At 63.1% G+C, this 17,984-nt stretch carries 17 protein-coding genes; 12 read left to right on the top strand and 5 right to left on the bottom strand.

The features are described from left to right. Positions 1 to 7: 7 nt before the first annotated feature. Entirely contained in the window at positions 8 to 1,000 is a 993-nt protein-coding gene (gene hemB / locus RMET_RS16480) for a porphobilinogen synthase (protein ID WP_008642991.1), read from the bottom strand. Between the two features lie 270 nt (positions 1,001 to 1,270). Continuing rightward, positions 1,271 to 1,954, bottom strand: coding sequence for a ribosome biogenesis GTP-binding protein YihA/YsxC (gene yihA, locus RMET_RS16475; RefSeq protein ID WP_029309859.1), 684 nt, complete (start codon positions 1,952 to 1,954; stop codon positions 1,271 to 1,273). Positions 1,955 to 2,285: 331 nt separating this feature from the next. On the opposite strand from yihA, the gene RMET_RS16470 reads away from it, so the two are divergent. The 8 genes from RMET_RS16470 (at position 2,286) to msrQ (ending at position 10,563) form a co-directional block, all read left to right on the top strand. After that, positions 2,286 to 2,945 carry a c-type cytochrome gene (locus RMET_RS16470; protein ID WP_011517758.1) on the top strand — a complete coding sequence of 220 codons (660 nt, stop codon included), beginning with the start codon at positions 2,286 to 2,288 and terminating at the stop codon, positions 2,943 to 2,945. A 169-nt stretch (positions 2,946 to 3,114) separates the two neighbouring features. Further along, positions 3,115 to 5,367: a cytochrome c biogenesis protein ResB gene (locus RMET_RS16465; protein WP_011517757.1), complete on the top strand. Its 2,253-nt coding sequence runs from the start codon at positions 3,115 to 3,117 to the stop codon at positions 5,365 to 5,367. 102 nt (positions 5,368 to 5,469) lie between these two features. After that, on the top strand, positions 5,470 to 6,693 hold the full coding sequence (gene ccsB, locus RMET_RS16460) for a c-type cytochrome biogenesis protein CcsB (protein ID WP_011517756.1): 1,224 nt from the start codon (positions 5,470 to 5,472) through the stop codon (positions 6,691 to 6,693). A 293-nt stretch (positions 6,694 to 6,986) separates the two neighbouring features. After that, positions 6,987 to 7,412, top strand: coding sequence for a COG4315 family predicted lipoprotein (locus RMET_RS16455; protein ID WP_011517755.1), 426 nt, complete (start codon positions 6,987 to 6,989; stop codon positions 7,410 to 7,412). Between the two features lie 29 nt (positions 7,413 to 7,441). Then, on the top strand, positions 7,442 to 7,975 hold the full coding sequence (locus tag RMET_RS16450) for an RNA polymerase sigma factor (protein WP_011517754.1): 534 nt from the start codon (positions 7,442 to 7,444) through the stop codon (positions 7,973 to 7,975). Next, positions 7,975 to 8,808 (top strand): anti-sigma factor family protein, encoded by an 834-nt coding sequence (locus RMET_RS16445; protein WP_011517753.1) that lies wholly within the window; start codon positions 7,975 to 7,977, stop codon positions 8,806 to 8,808. Before RMET_RS16450 ends, RMET_RS16445 begins: the two co-directional genes overlap by 1 nt. A 70-nt stretch (positions 8,809 to 8,878) precedes the next feature. Beyond that, complete coding sequence (gene msrP / locus RMET_RS16440; protein ID WP_011517752.1) at positions 8,879 to 9,889, top strand: protein-methionine-sulfoxide reductase catalytic subunit MsrP; 1,011 nt, start codon at positions 8,879 to 8,881, stop codon at positions 9,887 to 9,889. After that, complete coding sequence (gene msrQ, locus RMET_RS16435) at positions 9,889 to 10,563, top strand: protein-methionine-sulfoxide reductase heme-binding subunit MsrQ (protein ID WP_011517751.1); 675 nt, start codon at positions 9,889 to 9,891, stop codon at positions 10,561 to 10,563. The genes msrP and msrQ overlap by 1 nt, the downstream gene beginning before the upstream one ends. A gap of 93 nt (positions 10,564 to 10,656) precedes the next feature. On the opposite strand, the gene lysA is transcribed toward msrQ, so the two are convergent. Both lysA and lptM read right to left on the bottom strand, forming a co-directional pair. Beyond that, positions 10,657 to 11,916, bottom strand: a complete 1,260-nt coding sequence (gene lysA / locus RMET_RS16430) for a diaminopimelate decarboxylase (protein WP_011517750.1) — start codon at positions 11,914 to 11,916, stop codon at positions 10,657 to 10,659. A gap of 13 nt (positions 11,917 to 11,929) precedes the next feature. Continuing rightward, on the bottom strand, positions 11,930 to 12,187 hold the full coding sequence (gene lptM, locus RMET_RS16425) for an LPS translocon maturation chaperone LptM (RefSeq protein WP_011517749.1): 258 nt from the start codon (positions 12,185 to 12,187) through the stop codon (positions 11,930 to 11,932). Positions 12,188 to 12,319: 132 nt separating this feature from the next. Here lptM and cyaY point away from each other — a divergent pair, with 132 nt between their 5' ends. Next, complete coding sequence (cyaY, locus tag RMET_RS16420; RefSeq protein WP_011517748.1) at positions 12,320 to 12,655, top strand: iron donor protein CyaY; 336 nt, start codon at positions 12,320 to 12,322, stop codon at positions 12,653 to 12,655. A 72-nt stretch (positions 12,656 to 12,727) separates the two neighbouring features. Here the strand turns inward: cyaY and RMET_RS16415 are convergent, their stop codons facing one another. Beyond that, positions 12,728 to 15,106, bottom strand: a complete 2,379-nt coding sequence (locus tag RMET_RS16415; protein WP_011517747.1) for a penicillin-binding protein 1A — start codon at positions 15,104 to 15,106, stop codon at positions 12,728 to 12,730. A gap of 469 nt (positions 15,107 to 15,575) precedes the next feature. Between RMET_RS16415 and pilM the strand changes: the two genes are divergently transcribed. The 3 genes from pilM to RMET_RS16400 are packed head-to-tail and all read left to right on the top strand — an operon-like array spanning position 15,576 to position 17,982. After that, positions 15,576 to 16,646 carry a type IV pilus assembly protein PilM gene (gene pilM / locus RMET_RS16410; protein WP_029308627.1) on the top strand — a complete coding sequence of 357 codons (1,071 nt, stop codon included), beginning with the start codon at positions 15,576 to 15,578 and terminating at the stop codon, positions 16,644 to 16,646. A gap of 17 nt (positions 16,647 to 16,663) precedes the next feature. Beyond that, the gene (locus tag RMET_RS16405; protein WP_011517743.1) at positions 16,664 to 17,308 is read left to right on the top strand and encodes a PilN domain-containing protein; all 645 of its coding nucleotides are present in this window, start codon (positions 16,664 to 16,666) and stop codon (positions 17,306 to 17,308) included. Positions 17,309 to 17,310: 2 nt separating this feature from the next. Next, positions 17,311 to 17,982, top strand: coding sequence for a type IV pilus inner membrane component PilO (locus tag RMET_RS16400; protein WP_011517742.1), 672 nt, complete (start codon positions 17,311 to 17,313; stop codon positions 17,980 to 17,982). Positions 17,983 to 17,984: the final 2 nt, after the last annotated feature.

The following is a 17,984-nucleotide window of genomic DNA, read 5'->3' as shown; positions in this document are numbered from 1 at the left end:
CCGCCGCTCAGGCCTGCAGCAGGCGCGCGGCGTCGCGCGCGAAGTAGGTCAGGATGCCATCCGCGCCGGCACGGCGGAATGCCAGCAGCGATTCCATCATGACCTTGTCGTGGTCGAGCCAGCCATTCTGCGCGGCGGCCTTGAGCATCGCGTACTCGCCGCTGACCTGATACACGTACGTCGGAAAGCGAAATTCGTCCTTCACGCGGCGCACGATGTCGAGGTACGGCATACCCGGCTTCACCATGACCATGTCGGCGCCTTCCATGATGTCCTGTGCGACTTCGCGCAGGGCCTCGTCTGTATTGGCCGGGTCCATCTGGTAGGTCATCTTGTTGCCCTTGCCCAGATTGCTGGCCGAGCCCACCGCATCGCGGAACGGGCCGTAGAACGCGGACGCATACTTGGCCGAGTAGGCCATGATGCGCGTGTGGATGTGGCCCGCTTCTTCCAGCGCGTTGCGCACGGCGCCGATACGGCCGTCCATCATGTCTGACGGCGCGACGATGTCGACACCTGCTTCCGCCTGGACAAGTGCCTGCTTGACGAGGATCTCGACGGTGATGTCGTTGATCACGTAACCGTTCTCGTCGAGCACGCCATCCTGGCCATGGCTCGTGTACGGATCGAGCGCGACGTCGGTCAGCACGCCAAGTTCGGGAAAGCGATCCTTCAGCGCTCGCACGGCGCGAGGCACCAGGCCTTCCGGGTTGGTGGCCTCGATGCCGTCAGGTGTTTTCAGCGACGGATCGATCACCGGGAACAGCGCGATGACCGGAATGCCGAGCTTCACGCAGTCTTCCGCGACCGGCATCAGCAGGTCTACGGACACACGTTCCACGCCGGGCATCGACGCCACGGTCTGTCGCTGGTTCTGGCCTTCCAGGATAAAGACCGGATAGATCAGGTTGTCAGGCGACAGGCGATTCTCGCGCATCATGCGGCGCGAGAAGTCGTCGCGACGCATGCGGCGGGGACGGAACTCGGGGAACGTGGACATGGCTGAATCTTGGGAGAGTCGTGGACGAATGCGCGGCGCACGTCACCGCGAAAAGCCCGCGGCAGACAACAGCAGAAGTACGCCGAAAGAAAAAAGAACTTTTGTGCGTGCCCGCTATCATACTCGCGGACACCCTGTGTTGCTCCGCGCAGCGCGGATGTCCCCCGCTACTCCTCCCTGAGCGGGTACCCGCCCTGAACCGGCGGGAAAGTTCGTCCCCGTTGTTCGCAACGGGGCTTTTTTTTGCCGGTTCGAAGTCGATGCGTGGCCTCAGCCCTGCGGCGTGTCGGGCGTATCCGACTTCGCAACGGCAGGCTGCGCTTCAGGCAACGCCAGCCAACCCGCCACTACCCGCTGCGCTTCTTCGATGCCGCGACGCTTCAGGCTGGAGAACAACTGGGCGGTGAGCGCCGGCGGGTTTTCCATCTGCGCCGCGTAATCGGCGAGCACCTTGCGCGTTTCGCGCAGCGCCTTGGCATTATCGCTGGTGGTCAGCTTGTCCGCCTTGGTCAACAACACGTGGATCGGCTTGCCGGTCGGCAGAAACCACTCGACCATCTGGCAATCGAGGTCCGTGAACGGGCGGCGCGCATCCATCATCAGGATCAGGCCGGACAACTGAGTCCGGGCCTGCACGTAGTCGGAAAGCAGGCCTTGCCAGTGAAACTTGGCGCTGCCAGACACTTCCGCATAGCCGTAGCCGGGCAGGTCGACCAGGAAGCCGACAGGATCGGGCGCCTTGACCGGCGCCACGGTGAAGAAGTTGATATGCTGCGTGCGCCCGGGCGTGCGTGACGAGAACGCCAGCCGCTTCTGGTTGCACAGGATGTTGATGGCCGTGGACTTGCCGGCGTTGGAGCGGCCGGCGAACGCCACCTCTGGGACGGCCGTGGCAGGCAGGTCGCGGAGGTGGTTGACGGTCGTAAAGAAGCGGGCCTGATGTAGGAGGGACATGCGCTGGAGTGTTGAGGCAGGTGACGAGTCGGCGGGGTGGTATACGACCCCTGGAAGGGACGTCGCCATAGAGACTGATCTAAGTCAATCCGGAAAGCGATTTATTGTACAATAACCCGGTTTACGGTCTCCTGAGCAGGTGACGTGTGGCATCCTTGCGCGATGTCATCGGCGATGCCTTAAATCGCCCGGGAAGCAATGTCCGGGGCAGGTTGGCGGGTGTTGCGTATACCGGTCTCACCCCTTGCTCGAAAAGGCGCTTCCTCACCGCCTGGCAAGGGAAGATCGGCATGCATTACGGTGTTCATAACAAATCTGACAAGGTATACGAATGAACCGCATTGCGAAACTTCTGGGTGTCATGGCGCTGGCCGTTCCGATGGCCGCCATGAGTGGGCTGGCATCTGCCGCAGAGCAGGCCGCCGCCAAGGCAGATCCCGCCAAGGGCGAGACGCTGTATTCGCAAGGCGCACCCGATCGCAATGTGCCGGCATGTCTTTCCTGCCACGGCGCAGCCGGCAACAGTGCCGCGGCCACCAATCCTAAGCTGGCTGGCCAGCAAGCGGAGTACGTGCACAAGCAACTGGCAGACTTCAAGGCCAAGAGCCGTAACAACGCCATCATGACGCCCTATGCGTCGGCGCTGAACGACCAGGAAATGAAGGACATCGGCGCCTATCTCGCCAAGCAGCAGGTCAAGCCTGCCACCGCGAAGAACAAGGACACGATCGAGGTTGGCCAGAAGATCTACCGCGGTGGTATCGCGGCCAAGGGCGTGCCGGCCTGCGCTGGCTGCCACGGCCCGACCGGTGCTGGCATCCCGGCGCAATATCCGCGAATCGGCGGCCAGTATTCCGAGTACACCGAAGCGCAACTGGTGGCGTTCCGCCAGGGCACCCGTACCAACAATTCGGTCATGAGCACGATCGCCGCCCAGATGTCGGATACCGAGATCAAGGCGGTCGCGGACTACGTCGCCGGCGTCCGTTAAGTCGTATCCGGCCGGCATGGCAGGGTATCCCCTTGGGGGGTGAACCAGCCGTGCCAGCAGCAATCGAAGAGGGTGGCCTGCTTGCCAAAGCACGTCCACCCTCTTTTGTTTTCCGGCGCCCAACCGGCGTCACATCAAGCACCAAACCGGATTTCGGGTATTACCGCACATGTCGACCCCTTCCACTTCAGGCCTGCACCTGAAGACTCATCACCGCGTGCTGCGCGACGGCGTCGAGTTGCTGTCCTCGATGCGCTTCGCCATCACGCTGCTGACGGTGATTGCCATCGCCAGCATCATCGGCACGGTGCTCAAGCAGAATGAGCTGTACCCGAACTATGTCAATCAGTTCGGGCCGTTCTGGGCGGACCTGTTCCACGCGCTGTCCCTGCAGAAGGTGTACAGCTCCTGGTGGTTCCTGCTGATCTTGGGCTTTCTCGTTGTCTCGACATCGCTCTGTATCGCGCGCAATGGGCCGAAGATGATCGTCGATATGCGCTCGTGGAAGGATCACGTGCGCGAGCGCAGCCTCCGCGCGTTCCATCATCGGGGTGAGTACGATGCATCGCGCGTCCGCACCGATGCCGCCGGCCGGGCGTATGCGCTGCTGCGCAACCGGGGTTATCGCATCAAGCCCGTCGAGCACGAGGGCGCCACGTTGCTGGCTGCCAAAGCCGGTTCGGCGAACAAGCTCGGCTACATCCTCGCGCACACGGCCATTGTCGTGATCTGCCTGGGCGGCTTGCTTGATGGCGACATGCTGATCCGGGCGCAAATGTGGTTTGGCGGCAAAAGCCCGATCGACGGCAATGCCATCATCAGCGAGATTCCGGCCAAGCACAGGCTCTCGCCGAGCAACCCGGGCTTCCGTGGCAATGCGTTCGTGCCCGAAGGCGCGACCGTGTCGACCGCGATCCTCAACATCGCCGACGGCGCGCTGGTGCAGGACCTGCCGTTCACGATCATGCTCAAGAAGTTCACCGTGGACTTCTATTCAACCGGGATGCCCAAGTTGTTCGCCTCCGATGTGGTGGTGACCGACCGGGCCACCGGCAAGAAGACCGAGGCGACGATCAAGGTCAATGAGCCATTGGTCATCGACGGCGTGGCCATCTATCAGTCGAGCTTCGAAGACGGCGGCTCGCGCCTGAAGTTCGTCGGGTATCCCATGACGGGCAGTACCCATGCGACGTTCCCGTTTGCCGGCACGATCGGTGGCAACGCGCCTCTCGCGGGCACGGGCACCGGTGCCGACAAGGATGGATTGACCGTCGAGTTCAGCGATTTCCGGCTGATGAACGTCGAGACCGTCACGGATGCGTCGGGCAAGGCCGACGCGCGTGGTGTGGCGCGCAAGTCCTCGCTGGGCACGCTGGAGCAGCACCTCGGCGCCGCCGCTAATCCGAACAAGGAAAAGGACCTGCGCAATGTCGGTCCGTCGGTGCAGTACAAGCTGCGCGACGCCAATGGTCAGGCGCGCGAGTTCAACAACTACATGCTGCCGGTGCAATTGGATGGGCAGACTGTGTTCCTGGCCGGTATGCGCGAATCGCCGAATGAGCCATTCCGCTACCTGAGAATTCCGGCCGATGACCAGAGTAGTGTGGCGGACTGGATGCGCCTGCGCGCGGCGCTGCAGGACAAGGGGATGCGTGGCGAAGCTGCCCGCCGATTCGCCGAGATATCGATGCCGGGCGCCGACAAGGCGGACCTGCGCAAGCAACTGGCCGAAAGCGCCATGCGTGCGTTGGACCTGTTTGCCGGGGCCACTCGCACGTCGCCCGACGCGCCTCCGGGCGGTTTCACGGCGATCGCTGCCTTCCTGGAAAAATCGGTCCCGCAGGCTGATCAGCAAAAGGCCGCGGACGTGCTCCTGAAGATTCTAAACGGCTCGATGTGGGAGCTCTGGCAACTGGCGCGCGAGCAGGACAAGCTGCCGGCCATCCCAAATGACACGAAAAGCGGTGTCTTCCTCCAGCAGGCAATCAATGCGCTTTCGGACAGTTTCTTCTACGCCGCGCCGGTGTTTCTGCAGCTCGAAGACTTCCAGCAGGTCCAGGCCAGCGTGTTCCAGATGACTCGTGCGCCGGGCAAGAACATCGTGTATCTTGGGTGTTTGCTGCTTGTCCTGGGCGTGTTCGCAATGTTCTACATTCGCGAACGGCGCGTCTGGATCTGGATCAAGGACAAGGGCGCAGATGCTGCCGGACACTCCAGCGGTAGTCACGTCCTGATGGCGATGTCCACACAACGTCGCACGATGGATTTCGAGAAGGAATTCGTGGCGTTGCGCGCCGATATCGGCCGCGCCGTTGGCGCCGAGGTGACGGAAGCGGCTGCTGGTCATGATGCCGCGATGACGCAAGGGGCACCGCAATCGGGGCCATCAGCGTCAGATGATAAGCACGCGTCATCGCTATAGTACAAAGTACAAGAGCATGAACCGGCGTCAGCCTGTGCGGAGACCCGCGGGCGGGGGCGCAGCAGATAAAACAGGCGCGTAGCGCCAAAGAGCAGGAATGCCATGTCCTCGAATGTGAATCACGTCAATCCTGGCCTGACGCCGCGGCGTGCCGCGGCAACCGACGATGTGTCCCGTGACGCTGCCGGCCAGGACACCGCCTATCTCGAACCTTCGTTTCTGAGCCGCCTGGGCTGGACCGACTGGGTCTTCGCGCTGCTGCTTGTGGTCGGCGCCGGGTTTGCGCTCTCGCGCTACGGCCAGTGGATGAACGTCTATGACAAGGGCGTGCTGATTGCCGCAGTGCCGACGTTCGCGCTGCTGGGCTGGCACTGGAAGCCCGTCCGTCTGCTGATGATCGGCATCGCGGCGTTTTCGCTGTTCGCGATCCAACTCTATCAGGGCGACCTCGCGCGCGCAGAGCAGGCTTTCTTCCTGAAGTACTTCCTGTCGAGCCAGTCGGCCATCCTCTGGATGAGTGCGCTGGTGTTCCTCTCGACCCTGTTCTACTGGGTTGGACTGATTTCGCGGTCGGAAACCGGCTACAGCATTGGCAGCAAGCTCTGCTGGGCTGCGGTCGTGCTGGGCTTCACGGGTCTGATGGTGCGGTGGTACGAGTCGTACCTGATCGGCGCGGACATCGGCCATATTCCAATCTCGAACCTCTATGAGGTTTTCGTTCTCTTTTCGCTGATCACGTCCCTGTTTTATTTGTACTACCAGCGCCGCTACGCGACCCGCGCGCTTGGGCCGTTCGTGATGCTCGTGGTGTCCGCGGCAGTCGGTTTCTTGCTGTGGTACACGGTCAGCCGCAATGCCCAGGAGATCCAGCCGTTGGTGCCCGCCCTGCAGAGCTGGTGGATGAAGATCCACGTGCCGGCGAACTTCATCGGATACGGCACGTTCGCGCTGGCGGCAATGGTGTCGGTGGCCTACCTGCTCAAGCAACGTGGCATTCTGGCCGAGCGTCTGCCTTCGCTCGAGCTGCTCGACGACGTCATGTACAAGGCGATCGCGGTCGGGTTCGCCTTCTTCACGATCGCAACGATCCTCGGCGCACTGTGGGCTGCCGAGGCTTGGGGTGGCTACTGGAGCTGGGATCCGAAAGAGACCTGGGCGCTGATCGTCTGGCTCAACTATGCAGCTTGGCTGCACATGCGCCTGATGAAGGGGCTGCGCGGTACGGTTGCTGCATGGTGGGCGCTGGTTGGCCTGTTGGTGACGACCTTCGCCTTCCTCGGTGTGAACATGTTCCTATCGGGGCTGCACAGCTACGGCGAACTCTGATCCGCCAGACCATCTATCCAGATGACGAAGCCTGCCGATTCCGGCAGGCTTTTTTGTCTTCTGAGCGGACCCTGAACATCGGACAGGTGCGAACCGTCGCATGATGTTTTGCAGAGAATGCACTTCGATTTACGAAATATGCATCTTTAGGCATTTTTTACTATCTAAGAAGCCACTTTCCGCCGCTGAACGCCACATTTTTTTGAGGTGGGAGGAATAAACACATCACATCGGGTGTTTACTGAAAGAGAACGGCGCCGGCTGTCGGCACCGCCCTGAAGAAGGAGACCCTCATGATGGCTTCTCGTCACACTGCTGTATCGAAGCTCCGCCCGATCGCACTCGCGCTGGGTGCTGCCACTGTCCTGCTGGCCGGTTGTTCCAGCTTGGGGATGGGTGGTGGCAACATGCCGCCTACCGTGAAAGTCACCAACGGCGCGCTGACCGATCCGCAGGGCTTGACGCTGTACACGTTCGATCGTGACCCGGTGAACGGTGGCAAGAGCGTCTGCAACGGCATGTGCTCGACCAACTGGCCGCCGCTGCTGGCAGAGCCAGGCAAGAGCGCATCGGGTGACTACTCGATCATCACGCGCGATGACGGTACCCGGCAGTGGGCGTACAAGGGCAAGCCGCTTTATCGCTTTGCCAAGGACGCCAAGGCGGGCGACAAGTCAGGCGACAACTTCAACGCCGTCTGGCACGTCGCGATGCCGTGAAGCCCTGATCGTCGCTAGGCAATCCCGGCATGGAACCGTTTGAACGTCAGTTGGTGGTACTGGCGCCGCGTTTGCGGCGCCATGCCCGTGGTCTGACCGGCGATGCCATGCTGGCCGACGATCTCGTGCAGGACACGCTTGAGCGTGCCCTGCGTTATCGCTGGAGATTTCGCCTTCGCCCCGGCGCGTTATGGGGCGATGGCGCGGATGGGCTGCTGCCGTGGTTACTGACCCTGATGCATCGGCTGCGCCTGAATCATCTGCGCAAGAGTGATGTCGTGACCGCAATGGATACGCTGCCGGAGGTGGTTGCCCATACCGCCGACCTCGGCCTGCGTCGCGATCTGTTACAGGCACTCGGCCAGTTACCGGAGCCACAGCGCGCGGTGCTGCTGCTCGTCAGCCTGGAGCAGTTCTCGTACGCCGAGGCCGCCAGGGTGCTCGACGTGCCGATCGGCACCGTGATGTCGCGCCTGGCGCGCGCTCGCGAACATATGCGTCGCCTGCTGGATGGCGGCGCCGATGGTGCTGCGGCAACAACTTCGTTGCAGCGGGTGAAATGATGGTGACCCCGACTCCAGTCGGCGAAGCCGACCTCCATGCATACGCGGACGGCCAGTTAAGCGGCCCGCGCCGGGCCGAAGTCGAAGCCTTCCTGGCAGCCGATCCGGAGGCCGCGCGCAAGGTCGAGGCCTGGCGTCGCCAAACGGCGGGGCTGCACGCATCATTGAACGCCGTCCTCAAGGAGGCGGTACCGCTGGACGCGCTTCCACGCGGATTGCGCGCCGGCAGCGGGCGCACAAAGGCTCACCGCCCGCTCTGGCCCGTGGCGCTAGCGCTGGCCGCCAGCGTCGCGACATTCATCATCGGTGGCACGAGCGGCTGGATGGCGCGTGGCCGTTTTGACGCCGACCTGGGTGGCGTGCCTCCACTCGAACGATTTGCGCGCGACGCATTGGCCAGCCATGTGGTTTATGCGCCCGAGGTTCGCCATGTGGTCGAGGTTCCCGCCAGCGATGAGGCGCATATGGTCGCCTGGCTGTCCAAGCGGCTCGGTGCGCCGCTGCAGGTCCCTGATCTCCGCGCACAAGGCTTTCGCCTGATCGGCGGGCGGCTCGGTGTGGCTGAGGGCGGTCCGATGGCTATCCTGATGTATGAGAATGACGCCGGGACACGCCTGTCGCTGCAACTGCGGCGGATGGCGCAAGGGACACCGGATACCGCATTCCGGCTCGAACGGCTGGCGCCTGCCCAGGGTGCTCAATCCACCGGGCCCGCTGCCATGGCGTTTTACTGGGTCGATCACAATCTCGGCTTCGCACTGGCGGGGCCGATCGATCGTGAGCGGCTGCTGGCACTGGCGACTGCCGTCTATCAGCAATACCAACGGGGATAATCGCACTGCCGCACCTTTCAGCAGTCTTCCCTGTCAAACTCCCCAGGCTCCATCAGGCTTCGTACGAACCATGCTGATTCCCTCTCCGAAATGGCTGCGCGGCGATGACATCGCTGCCACCGAGATTACCCCGCAGCACGTATTCACGGCGCGACGGCGCCTGCTGGCCATGGCGGCAGCGGGTACGGCCGGGGGCCTGGCAACGCCTTGGTTTGCGCGGGAGGCGTTCGCGCAGGGCTCGCCAGGCAAGCTCCCCAAGCTGACGGCCACGCTGAACAATGCCTACGCGGTGACGGAAAAACGCACGTCGTATGAGGACGTCACGACCTACAACAACTTTTACGAGTTCGGCACCGATAAGTCCGACCCGGCGCGATACGCCGCAACGCTGCGGCCGCGTCCGTGGCAAGTCGCGGTGGAGGGGCTGGTCAAGCAGCCCAAGGTTTACGACCTCGACGAACTCCTGAAGCTTGCGCCGCTTGAGGAGCGGGTGTATCGGCTCCGCTGTGTCGAAGGTTGGTCGATGGTGATCCCGTGGATTGGCTATCCGCTTGCGGAGCTAATCCGGCGTGTCGAGCCGCAGCCGGGCGCGAAGTTCGTCCAGTTCATCACGCTGGCCGACAAGAAGCAGATGCCCGGTATCAGCAGCGGGGTGCTGGAATGGCCCTACAGCGAGGGCTTGCGCATGGACGAGGCCATGCATCCGTTGGCACTTCTCACATTCGGACTCTACGGCGAGGTGTTGCCGAACCAGAACGGCGCGCCGGTGCGCATGGTGGTGCCCTGGAAGTATGGCTTCAAGAGTGCCAAGTCGATTGTGAAGATCCGCTTTGTCGACAAGCAGCCGCCGACGAGCTGGAACATCGCCGCGGCGAACGAGTACGGCTTCTACTCGAACGTGAACCCTGACGTGGACCATCCGCGCTGGAGCCAGGCCACGGAACGGCGTATCGGCGAAGACAAGGGGGGAGGCGGCTTCTCGGCCCTGTTCGCGCCGAAGCGCAAGACCTTGATGTTCAACGGCTACGGTGCGCAGGTGGCGTCGCTCTATCAGGGTATGGACCTGAGGAAGAATTTCTGATGGCCGAGCGCGATCTGCCGGCGTCGGCCGCGCAGGCTTCGCCGCGCCACGGTGGAGTGGCGTTGCTCGCGCCATCACGCGTGCGCGCGGTGAAGGTCTGTGCCTGGCTTCTGGCGCTCCTGCCGTTCGCGCGATTGATGTACCTCGGTGCCACGTCGCAGTTCGGGGCGAATCCACTCGAGTTCGTCACACGATCGACGGGCACCTGGACGCTAGTCATGCTGTGCGTCACGCTCGCGGTAACGCCGCTGCGCCGGATCACCGGCTGGCACTGGCTGATCCGGTCGCGCCGCATGTTTGGCCTGTTCACGTTTTTTTACGGCGTGCAGCACTTCATGCTGTGGCTCGCGGTGGATCGCGGCTTCGACGTAGCCTACATGATCAAGGACATTGGCAAGCGGCCATTTATCACGGTGGGGTTTGCGGCATTCGTGCTGATGGTCCCGTTGGCCGCCACATCGGCCAATGCGATGGTGCGCTGGCTTGGCGGCAGGCGCTGGCAATTGCTGCACCGGGCAATCTACGCGATTGCGGTACTGGCGATCCTGCACTACTGGTGGCACAAGGCCGGCAAGAACGATTTCCAGGAGGTCTCGATCTATGCCGTAGTGGTGTTCGTGCTGCTGGCGCTACGCGTGTGGTGGTGGCAGCAAAGGCGGCGGGCAGTGCCATAAAGAAGAAAAGGGCGACGTAGAACGTCGCCCTTTTTGCTTTGGCCGAGAGCCTGTCAGGCATCAGGCCTAAAGCCTCAAGCCTTTGGCCTCAGGTCAGACCTTCAGCAGTCGCTCGTTGCGGAACAGGTCCGCCGGCAACTCGCGCTCGCGCACCAGATGCACGGTATCGCCGTCGACCATCACCTCGGCCGCGCGGCCGCGCGTGTTGTAGTTCGAGCTCATCACGAAACCATAGGCGCCGGCCGACATCACCGCCAGCAGGTCGCCGGCCTGAACGGCCAGCGTGCGGTCGCGGCCGAGCCAGTCGCCGGACTCGCAGACCGGACCCACTACGTCGTACATCACCCCCGCGTCGTTGCGAGGGGCGACCGGTTCGATGCGGTGGAATGCCTCATACATCGCGGGACGCGCCAGATCGTTCATTGCCGCGTCGACGATGCAGAAGTTCTTGGCCGCGCCTGGCTTCAGGAATTCCACACGGGTCAACAACACGCCGGCGTTGCCGACCAGCGAACGGCCCGGTTCGAACAGGACCTCGCGGTGCCCGTGGCCGCGCGCGGCCACACGGTCGATCAGCGTGGTGGCGAACTTCGTGATGTCCGGCGGGGTTTCATCGTTGTAGGTGATGCCCAGGCCACCGCCCACATCGATATGTTCCAGCTTGATGCCTTCGGCCTCGAGCGCCTCGACCACGTCGAGCACCTTGTCGAGCGCCTCCAGATAAGGCGCCACCTCGGTGATCTGCGAGCCAATATGGCAGTCGATGCCGGTGACCTCAATATTCGGCAGCGCTGCGGCGGCACGATAGGTCGGCAGCACGTCCTCGAAGGCGACGCCGAACTTGTTGGCCTTGAGGCCCGTCGAGATGTACGGATGCGTCTTGGCATCCACATCCGGGTTGATGCGCAGCGATACGCGCGCGCGCTTGCCAAGACGGCCGGCGACAGCGTTCAGGCGGTCCAGTTCGGGAATCGACTCGACGTTGAAGCCGCGCACGTCGTGGCTCAGCGCCAACTCCATGTCGGCGACGTTCTTCGCGACACCAGAGAACACCACCTTGCGCGGGTCGCCGCCAGCCGCGATCACGCGCAGCAGCTCACCACCGGAAACGATGTCGAATCCCGCGCCGAGTTGCGCGAAGACCTGCAGTACGGCCAGGTTCGAATTGGCCTTCACCGCATATTGCACGTGGGCGTTGCGGCCCTTGCACGCGGCCGCGTAGGCGTTGTACGCGGCCGTCAGCGCGGCCCGCGAGTAGACAAAGGTCGGCGAGCCGAACTGGTCGGCAATGCGGGTCAGCGGGACTTGCTCGACGGCGAGAATGCCATCGCGGCGCGAAAAGAAATCGGTCATATTCAAACGGCACTCAACGTGCTGAGGGGGCGGAACTGTCACGAGCCGGTTCCACGGGCACGGGCGAGGCGGTCGACGGCTCCGACATGGGGCGCGCGGGCTCGACGGCTCCGGGCGCATCAGGTTTGCCCAGTCCGGGATCGGCCACGGTTGGCGCCGTCGGAGCGGGCGGCACGGTCGGCATGTACAGCGGGCCGCGAATGCCACATCCGGCCAGGGGCATCGCGAGTGTGGCGGCAAACGCCGATACAATCGCAGCACGACGCAGCATCGGGAAGTCCTTCATTGTCTGGATGGGTTCTCGGATGGCTGCGGGAAGCGCAAGGTTTCCCGACTTTTCCATCAATTGATGCCGGCCCGAGTGCCCATTCCGAACGGGGCGCCGGCGGCCTTGGAGTGTAGCATGCCCCCCCTCAGTGAAAGCGAGTTCCTGGCGCTGGCCAGCAAGGCACTGGACCAGCTGGAAGCGGCGATCGAAGCCGCCGCCGATGCGGCAGACGCCGACGTGGAAATCAATCGGACCGGCAACGTGATGGAACTCGAGTTCGAGGACGGCTCCAAGATCATCGTCAACAGCCAGGCGCCCATGCAGGAACTGTGGGTGGCAGCCAAGGCCGGTGGCTTCCATTTCCGTAACGATGGCAGCAAATGGGTCGATACGCGGGGCGGTGGCGAACTGTATGCCGCGCTGTCCGGGTACATGAGCCAGCAGGCAGGGGTCACCTTGACGCTGAAGTAAGCGTTCTGGCACGCCACGCCGAAACGAAAAAACCGGCCGCGAGGGCCGGTTTTTCGTTGGAGGCGGTGCCGGTCAGGCTCCGCCGAACATTTCCAGGATCTTCTTCTTTTCCGCCTCGGTGTCCTGTGGCGGGCGCGAGCTTTCGTCCGGCTTGCCAGGCCATGGGTCGCCCAGGCCCACAGATGCCACGCCTGCGCCGCCGGCGTTTTCCTCGAGCGTCCAGTCTCCCGCTACCATGACCACACCTTCAGGCGGCTGGCGATCCGGGCTTTCCGGCACACCCTTGAGCGCCTTGCTCATGTAGCCGACCCAGATCGGCAGTGCCAGTCCGCCACCGGTTTCGCGCACACCGAGGCTCTTGGGCTGGTCGTAGCCCATCCAGGCAATCGCCACCAGCTTCGGCGTGTAGCCGGCGAACCACGCATCGACCGCATCGTTGGTGGTACCGGTCTTGCCGGCCATGTCGTTACGGCCCAGGCGCTGCTTGGCCGGGTTCGCCGTGCCGCTACGCACGACCTCGCGCAGCATGCTGTCGGCGATGAACGCGGTGCGTGCGTCGAGCACCCGCACGGCATCGCCGCCAGCCTTCTGAGGATGAGTCTCCGAGACGATCTTGCCGCGCGAATCCTCGACCCGCTGGATCAGGAACGGGTTAATGCGATAGCCGCCATTGGCGAACACCGAGTAGGCGCCCGCCATCTGCAGCGGTGTCACGCTACCCGCGCCAAGCGCCATCGGCAGGTAGGCCGGATGCTTGTCGGCCTCGAAGCCGAAGCGCGTGATGTAGTCCTGGGCGTACTGCGTGCCGATCGCGCGCAGGATACGCACCGACACCAGGTTCTTCGACTTGGCCAGTGCGCGGCGCATCGTCATCGGACCTTCGAACTTGCCGTCGTAGTTCTTGGGTTCCCAGACCTGGCCACCCGTATCCGGTCCGATCGTCAGCGGTGCGTCATTGATCACCGTGGCCGGCGAGAAGCCCTTTTCGAGCGCAGCCGTGTAGATGAACGGCTTGAAACTCGATCCGGGCTGACGCCAGGCTTGCGTCACATGGTTGAACTTGTTCCGGTTGTAGTCGAAGCCACCCACCATCGAGCGGATCGCACCGTCCTCGGGGTTGATCGAGATGAACGCGGCGGCGACTTCCGGCAATTGTGTCACCGTCCACGAGTTGTCCTTCGGGTCCTGCGTCACGCGGATGATCGCGCCCGGGCGGATCTTCACTTTGGGCTGCGCGCTGGCCGCCAGCGACGGCGCGATGAAGCGCAGCGCCGTGCCTTCGATCGTTGCCACCTCGCCCGAGAGCAGAGTCGCGCGAACCTGTTTCGGCGTGACGCTCGTGACCACGGCGGAGCGCAGGTCGTCGCTGCCCGGATGCTCGACCAGCGCATCGTCGATGGCCTGTTCACGTTCGGTCGGATCGGACGGCAGGTCGATGAACGCTTCGGGGCCGCGATAGCCGTGCTTGCGCTCGTAGTTCATGATGCCGCTGCGCACGGACTCGTAGGCGGCATCCTGATCGGGCTTGGTCAGCGTGGTGTAGACCGTCAGGCCGCGGGTATAGGTTTCCTCGCGGTACTGCGCGTACATCAGCTGGCGCACGATTTCCGCCACGTACTCGGCGTGGGTCGAGAATTCGTTGCCTTCACTACGCACGTTCAGTGGTTCGCGCACGGCTTGGTCGTACTGTTCCGGCGTGATGTAGTGCAGGTCGCGCATGCGCTGCAGGATGTACTCCTGGCGCACCTTCGCGCGGCGTGGGTTGACCACCGGGTTGTAGGCCGACGGCGCCTTGGGCAGGCCGGCCAGCATGGCGGCCTCGGCCGGCGTCACGTCCTTGATCGACTTGCCGAAGTACACGCGCGCCGCGCTGGCGAAGCCGTAGGCGCGCTGCCCCAGATAGATCTGGTTCATGTAGAGCTCGAGGATCTGATCCTTGCTCAGATTCGCCTCGATCTTGTACGCGAGCAGCATTTCATAAATCTTGCGCGTGTAGGTCTTCTCGCTCGAAAGGAAGAAGTTGCGCGCCACCTGCATCGTGATCGTCGAGGCACCTTGCGACAGACCCCCGCGCAGGTTGGCCAGGCCGGCGCGCATCACGCCGACGAAGTCCACGCCGCCGTGCTCGTAGAACCGGTCGTCCTCGATCGCGAGCACGGCCTTCTTCATGACATCGGGGATTTCGGTGATCGGCACGAAGTTGCGACGTTCCTCGCCGAACTCGCCGATCAGCACGTTGTCGGCCGTATAGATCCGAAGGGGGATCTTGGGGCGGTAGTCGGTGATCGTGTCCAGCGACGGCAGGTTCGGCGCCGCCACAACCAACGCATAGCCAACCAGCAGCGCTACCGCTGCCATGCCGGCGATAAGCAGTCCGATCACCCAGATCATGATCCGTGCCCACAATGGGCGGCGGACGGGAAGGGACGGCTTCTGTTGTGCTGTGGCCATAAGGGTTTACCTAATCAGAGTGCCCGGATTATATCGCCGCCCCTCCGGCGGCCCGGCGTTCCTGTGGCGCGAAAGGCGCTATCGCGCTGTTACAAGATGTAATGGCCTGGGAGCTTGCGTGTCCTGCCTTGCAGGCGATTGCCATGGAACGCGCGCGGCGGGCCGGAAACGGGAGCGGTGGTGTCGAGTGTGTCGCCAGGAATACGGGCAAGGATCGCAGAATTGGCGCGGGGCAACGCTATGCAACGAAGTTGTTGTTGAGCGTCGGATTTTGGCAACGCTTTGGCAGGGTCGATCTGAAAAAGAAAGCGTGGTTAAACCGGCACATTGCCAGCGCCCTTGGATTTTGTAAGAATCGTCGACCATAAAAGAGCAAAACGTTTCATCCAAAGAAACTGGCTCGCACCGTTAGAGCAGACATGCCGTGGGCGAGTTCAAATGTCAGGGGGTCACCTTGCGACGGGGCATCTTGTCGGGTCTTCTACGCCGGACTACGGTCGGCGTAGATATTGGGTCGTCTAGCGTCAAGGTCGTGGAGCTGTCCGTCGGGGCAGGCAGAAACGACTTCAGGCTGGAAAAATGCGCCAGCGAATTGCTGGATCGCAACGCCGTTGCCGATGGCAACGTGGTCAACATCGAGGCCGTGGGTATCGCGCTGAAGCGCGCGCTCGGCAAGGCTGGCATCCGCACGAAGGAAGTCGTGCTCGGCGTGCCGTCCATGCTGACGGAGTCCCAGACGGTCAGTCTTCCGGACAATCTCTCGGAAGACGAACTCTATTCCCAGGTCGAATCCGAGGCGCACCGCCTCTATCCGCCTTCGCAGGCGGTCAACTTCGACTTTGCGGTGATTGGTCCCAGCGAAACCGAAGGCGGCATCGGCGTGCGTGTCACGGCCGCCAATAGCGATCGCGTGCAGGAGCGCGTGACGGCCGCCGAGATGGCTGGCCTGAAGCCTCAGGTGATGGACGTCGAAGAGTACGCCGTTCAACGCTCGATCGTGCAGATGCTCGGCGTGCCAGAAGGTCTCTCGGAAGCCGATGCCAAGGACCTCCCGGTTGTGGCGGTCGTCCATCTTGGCGGTAGCCGCTCCAAGGCGATCTTCTACCAGGGCTGGAAGGAACTGTACGAGCAGCCACTGAACAGCTACGGCGATCAGCTCACCCAGAGCGCCGCGCGCATGTTCACGCTCGATGCGCTCAAGGCCGAAATCAAGAAGCGCAAGAACACGCTGCCGGAGTCGTGGCGCGCGCAACTGCTCAAGCCGTCGCTCGAGGCGCTGGCCATGGAAGTGCAGGGCGCCATCGGCAACTTCATCGCCAGTTCCAGCCTTGGCCGTGTGGACGAGATCCTGCTTTCGGGCGGACATGCGTCCCTGCTCGGCGTGCAGGCGGCTATCCAGCAACAGACACAGATCACGACGACGCTGGCCAATCCTTTCGCAAACATGATGACCGCAGGCAAGGTCAACGAGCGCTATCTCCAGCGTGACCTGCCTGCGTACATCGTCAGTGCGGGACTGGCGCTGCGCGGTTTGCAATAACCCACCGGGGGGCAAGCATGTCCACGACGACGAATTCCATTCCGTCGGTCAACCTGCTGCCGTATCACGAGGCGCGCAAGGCGGCCCGGCGGAAGAAGGTCTACACGATGCTGGGCGGAGCAGCGGGCGCGGGGGCGCTCGTGGTTCTGATCGGCGGCTTCTATATCGACTCGCAGATCGATGCCGTCGCGGCACGCAATCAGGTGCTGAAGACGGAAAACGCCAGCATGGATGCGACGATCAGCAGGGTCAACTCGCTGAAGAAGGACATCGAGGCACTGCTGGATCGCCAACGCGCGATCGAGAGCCTGCAGGCGCAGCGAAACCTGCCCGTGCAACTGCTCGAGGAACTTGTGCGTCAGGTGCCGGAAGGCGTCTACCTGTCCAGCCTCAAGCAGACCGGTGACAAGTTCGTGATGTCTGGCGTGGCGCAGTCCAACGAGCGGGTGTCCGAGCTGTTGCGCAACATCAGCCAGGTGACCTGGCTCGACCAGGCGGATCTGGTGGAGTCCAAGGCCATCAACATGACCAACAACCTGCGCGAACAGCGCCGGTTGTTCGAATTCTCGATGCGCTTTTCCTATCGCGCGCCGGAAGTCCCGGGCGACAAGAAAAAGGGCGCCTCCGACGCCGCGGGCACGCCCGCTGGTCGAAAGGTCTGATCATGGCGCTCAATACCGAAATCTCCCTGCAGGACCTGACCGCGCAGTTCCGTGGCCTGAACCTGAACGAGCCGGAGACCTGGCCGACGGCGCCGCGCGTGGCCTTCTCCGCGCTTGCCGCCGCCATCGTGCTGGCGCTCGGCTGGCAGTTCTACTGGAGCGACAAGAGCGACGAGTTGGACCGCAAGCGGGCCGAGCAGGAAACGCTGAAGCAGCAGTTCCAGACCAAGGTGGCGCAGGTTGCGAACCTCGACGCGCTGGTCGCGCAGAAGGCCGAGGTTGAAAAGCGCGTGGCGCTTGCCGAGCACCAACTGCCGAACAGCACCGAGATGGATGCGCTGCTGGCCGATGTAAACCACGCAGGCGTGGCGCGCGGACTGCAGTTCGAACTGTTCAAGCCTCAGCCAGCCACGATCAAGGCGTACTACGCCGAAATCCCGGTCAACCTGAAAGTGACGGGCCGCTACCACGATGTCGCGCTCTTTAACGCCGACGTGGCGGCACTCTCGCGGATTGTTTCGATGGGGAACCTGAACATGTCGGTGAGCAAGGACGGCACGCTATCAATGGAAGCCGTCGCCATGGCCTACCGTGCATTGGATCCCGACGAGCAGGCCGCGCAGCGCAAGGCAGCCGCGGACGCCGCGAAGAAGGCCAAGGGAGGTGCCAAGTGAGC

Source organism: Cupriavidus metallidurans CH34, assembly GCF_000196015.1.
Lineage (GTDB): Bacteria > Pseudomonadota > Gammaproteobacteria > Burkholderiales > Burkholderiaceae > Cupriavidus > Cupriavidus metallidurans.
Note: the sequence above shows the minus strand (reverse complement) of the source record. Positions and strands in the feature narration are given on the sequence as shown.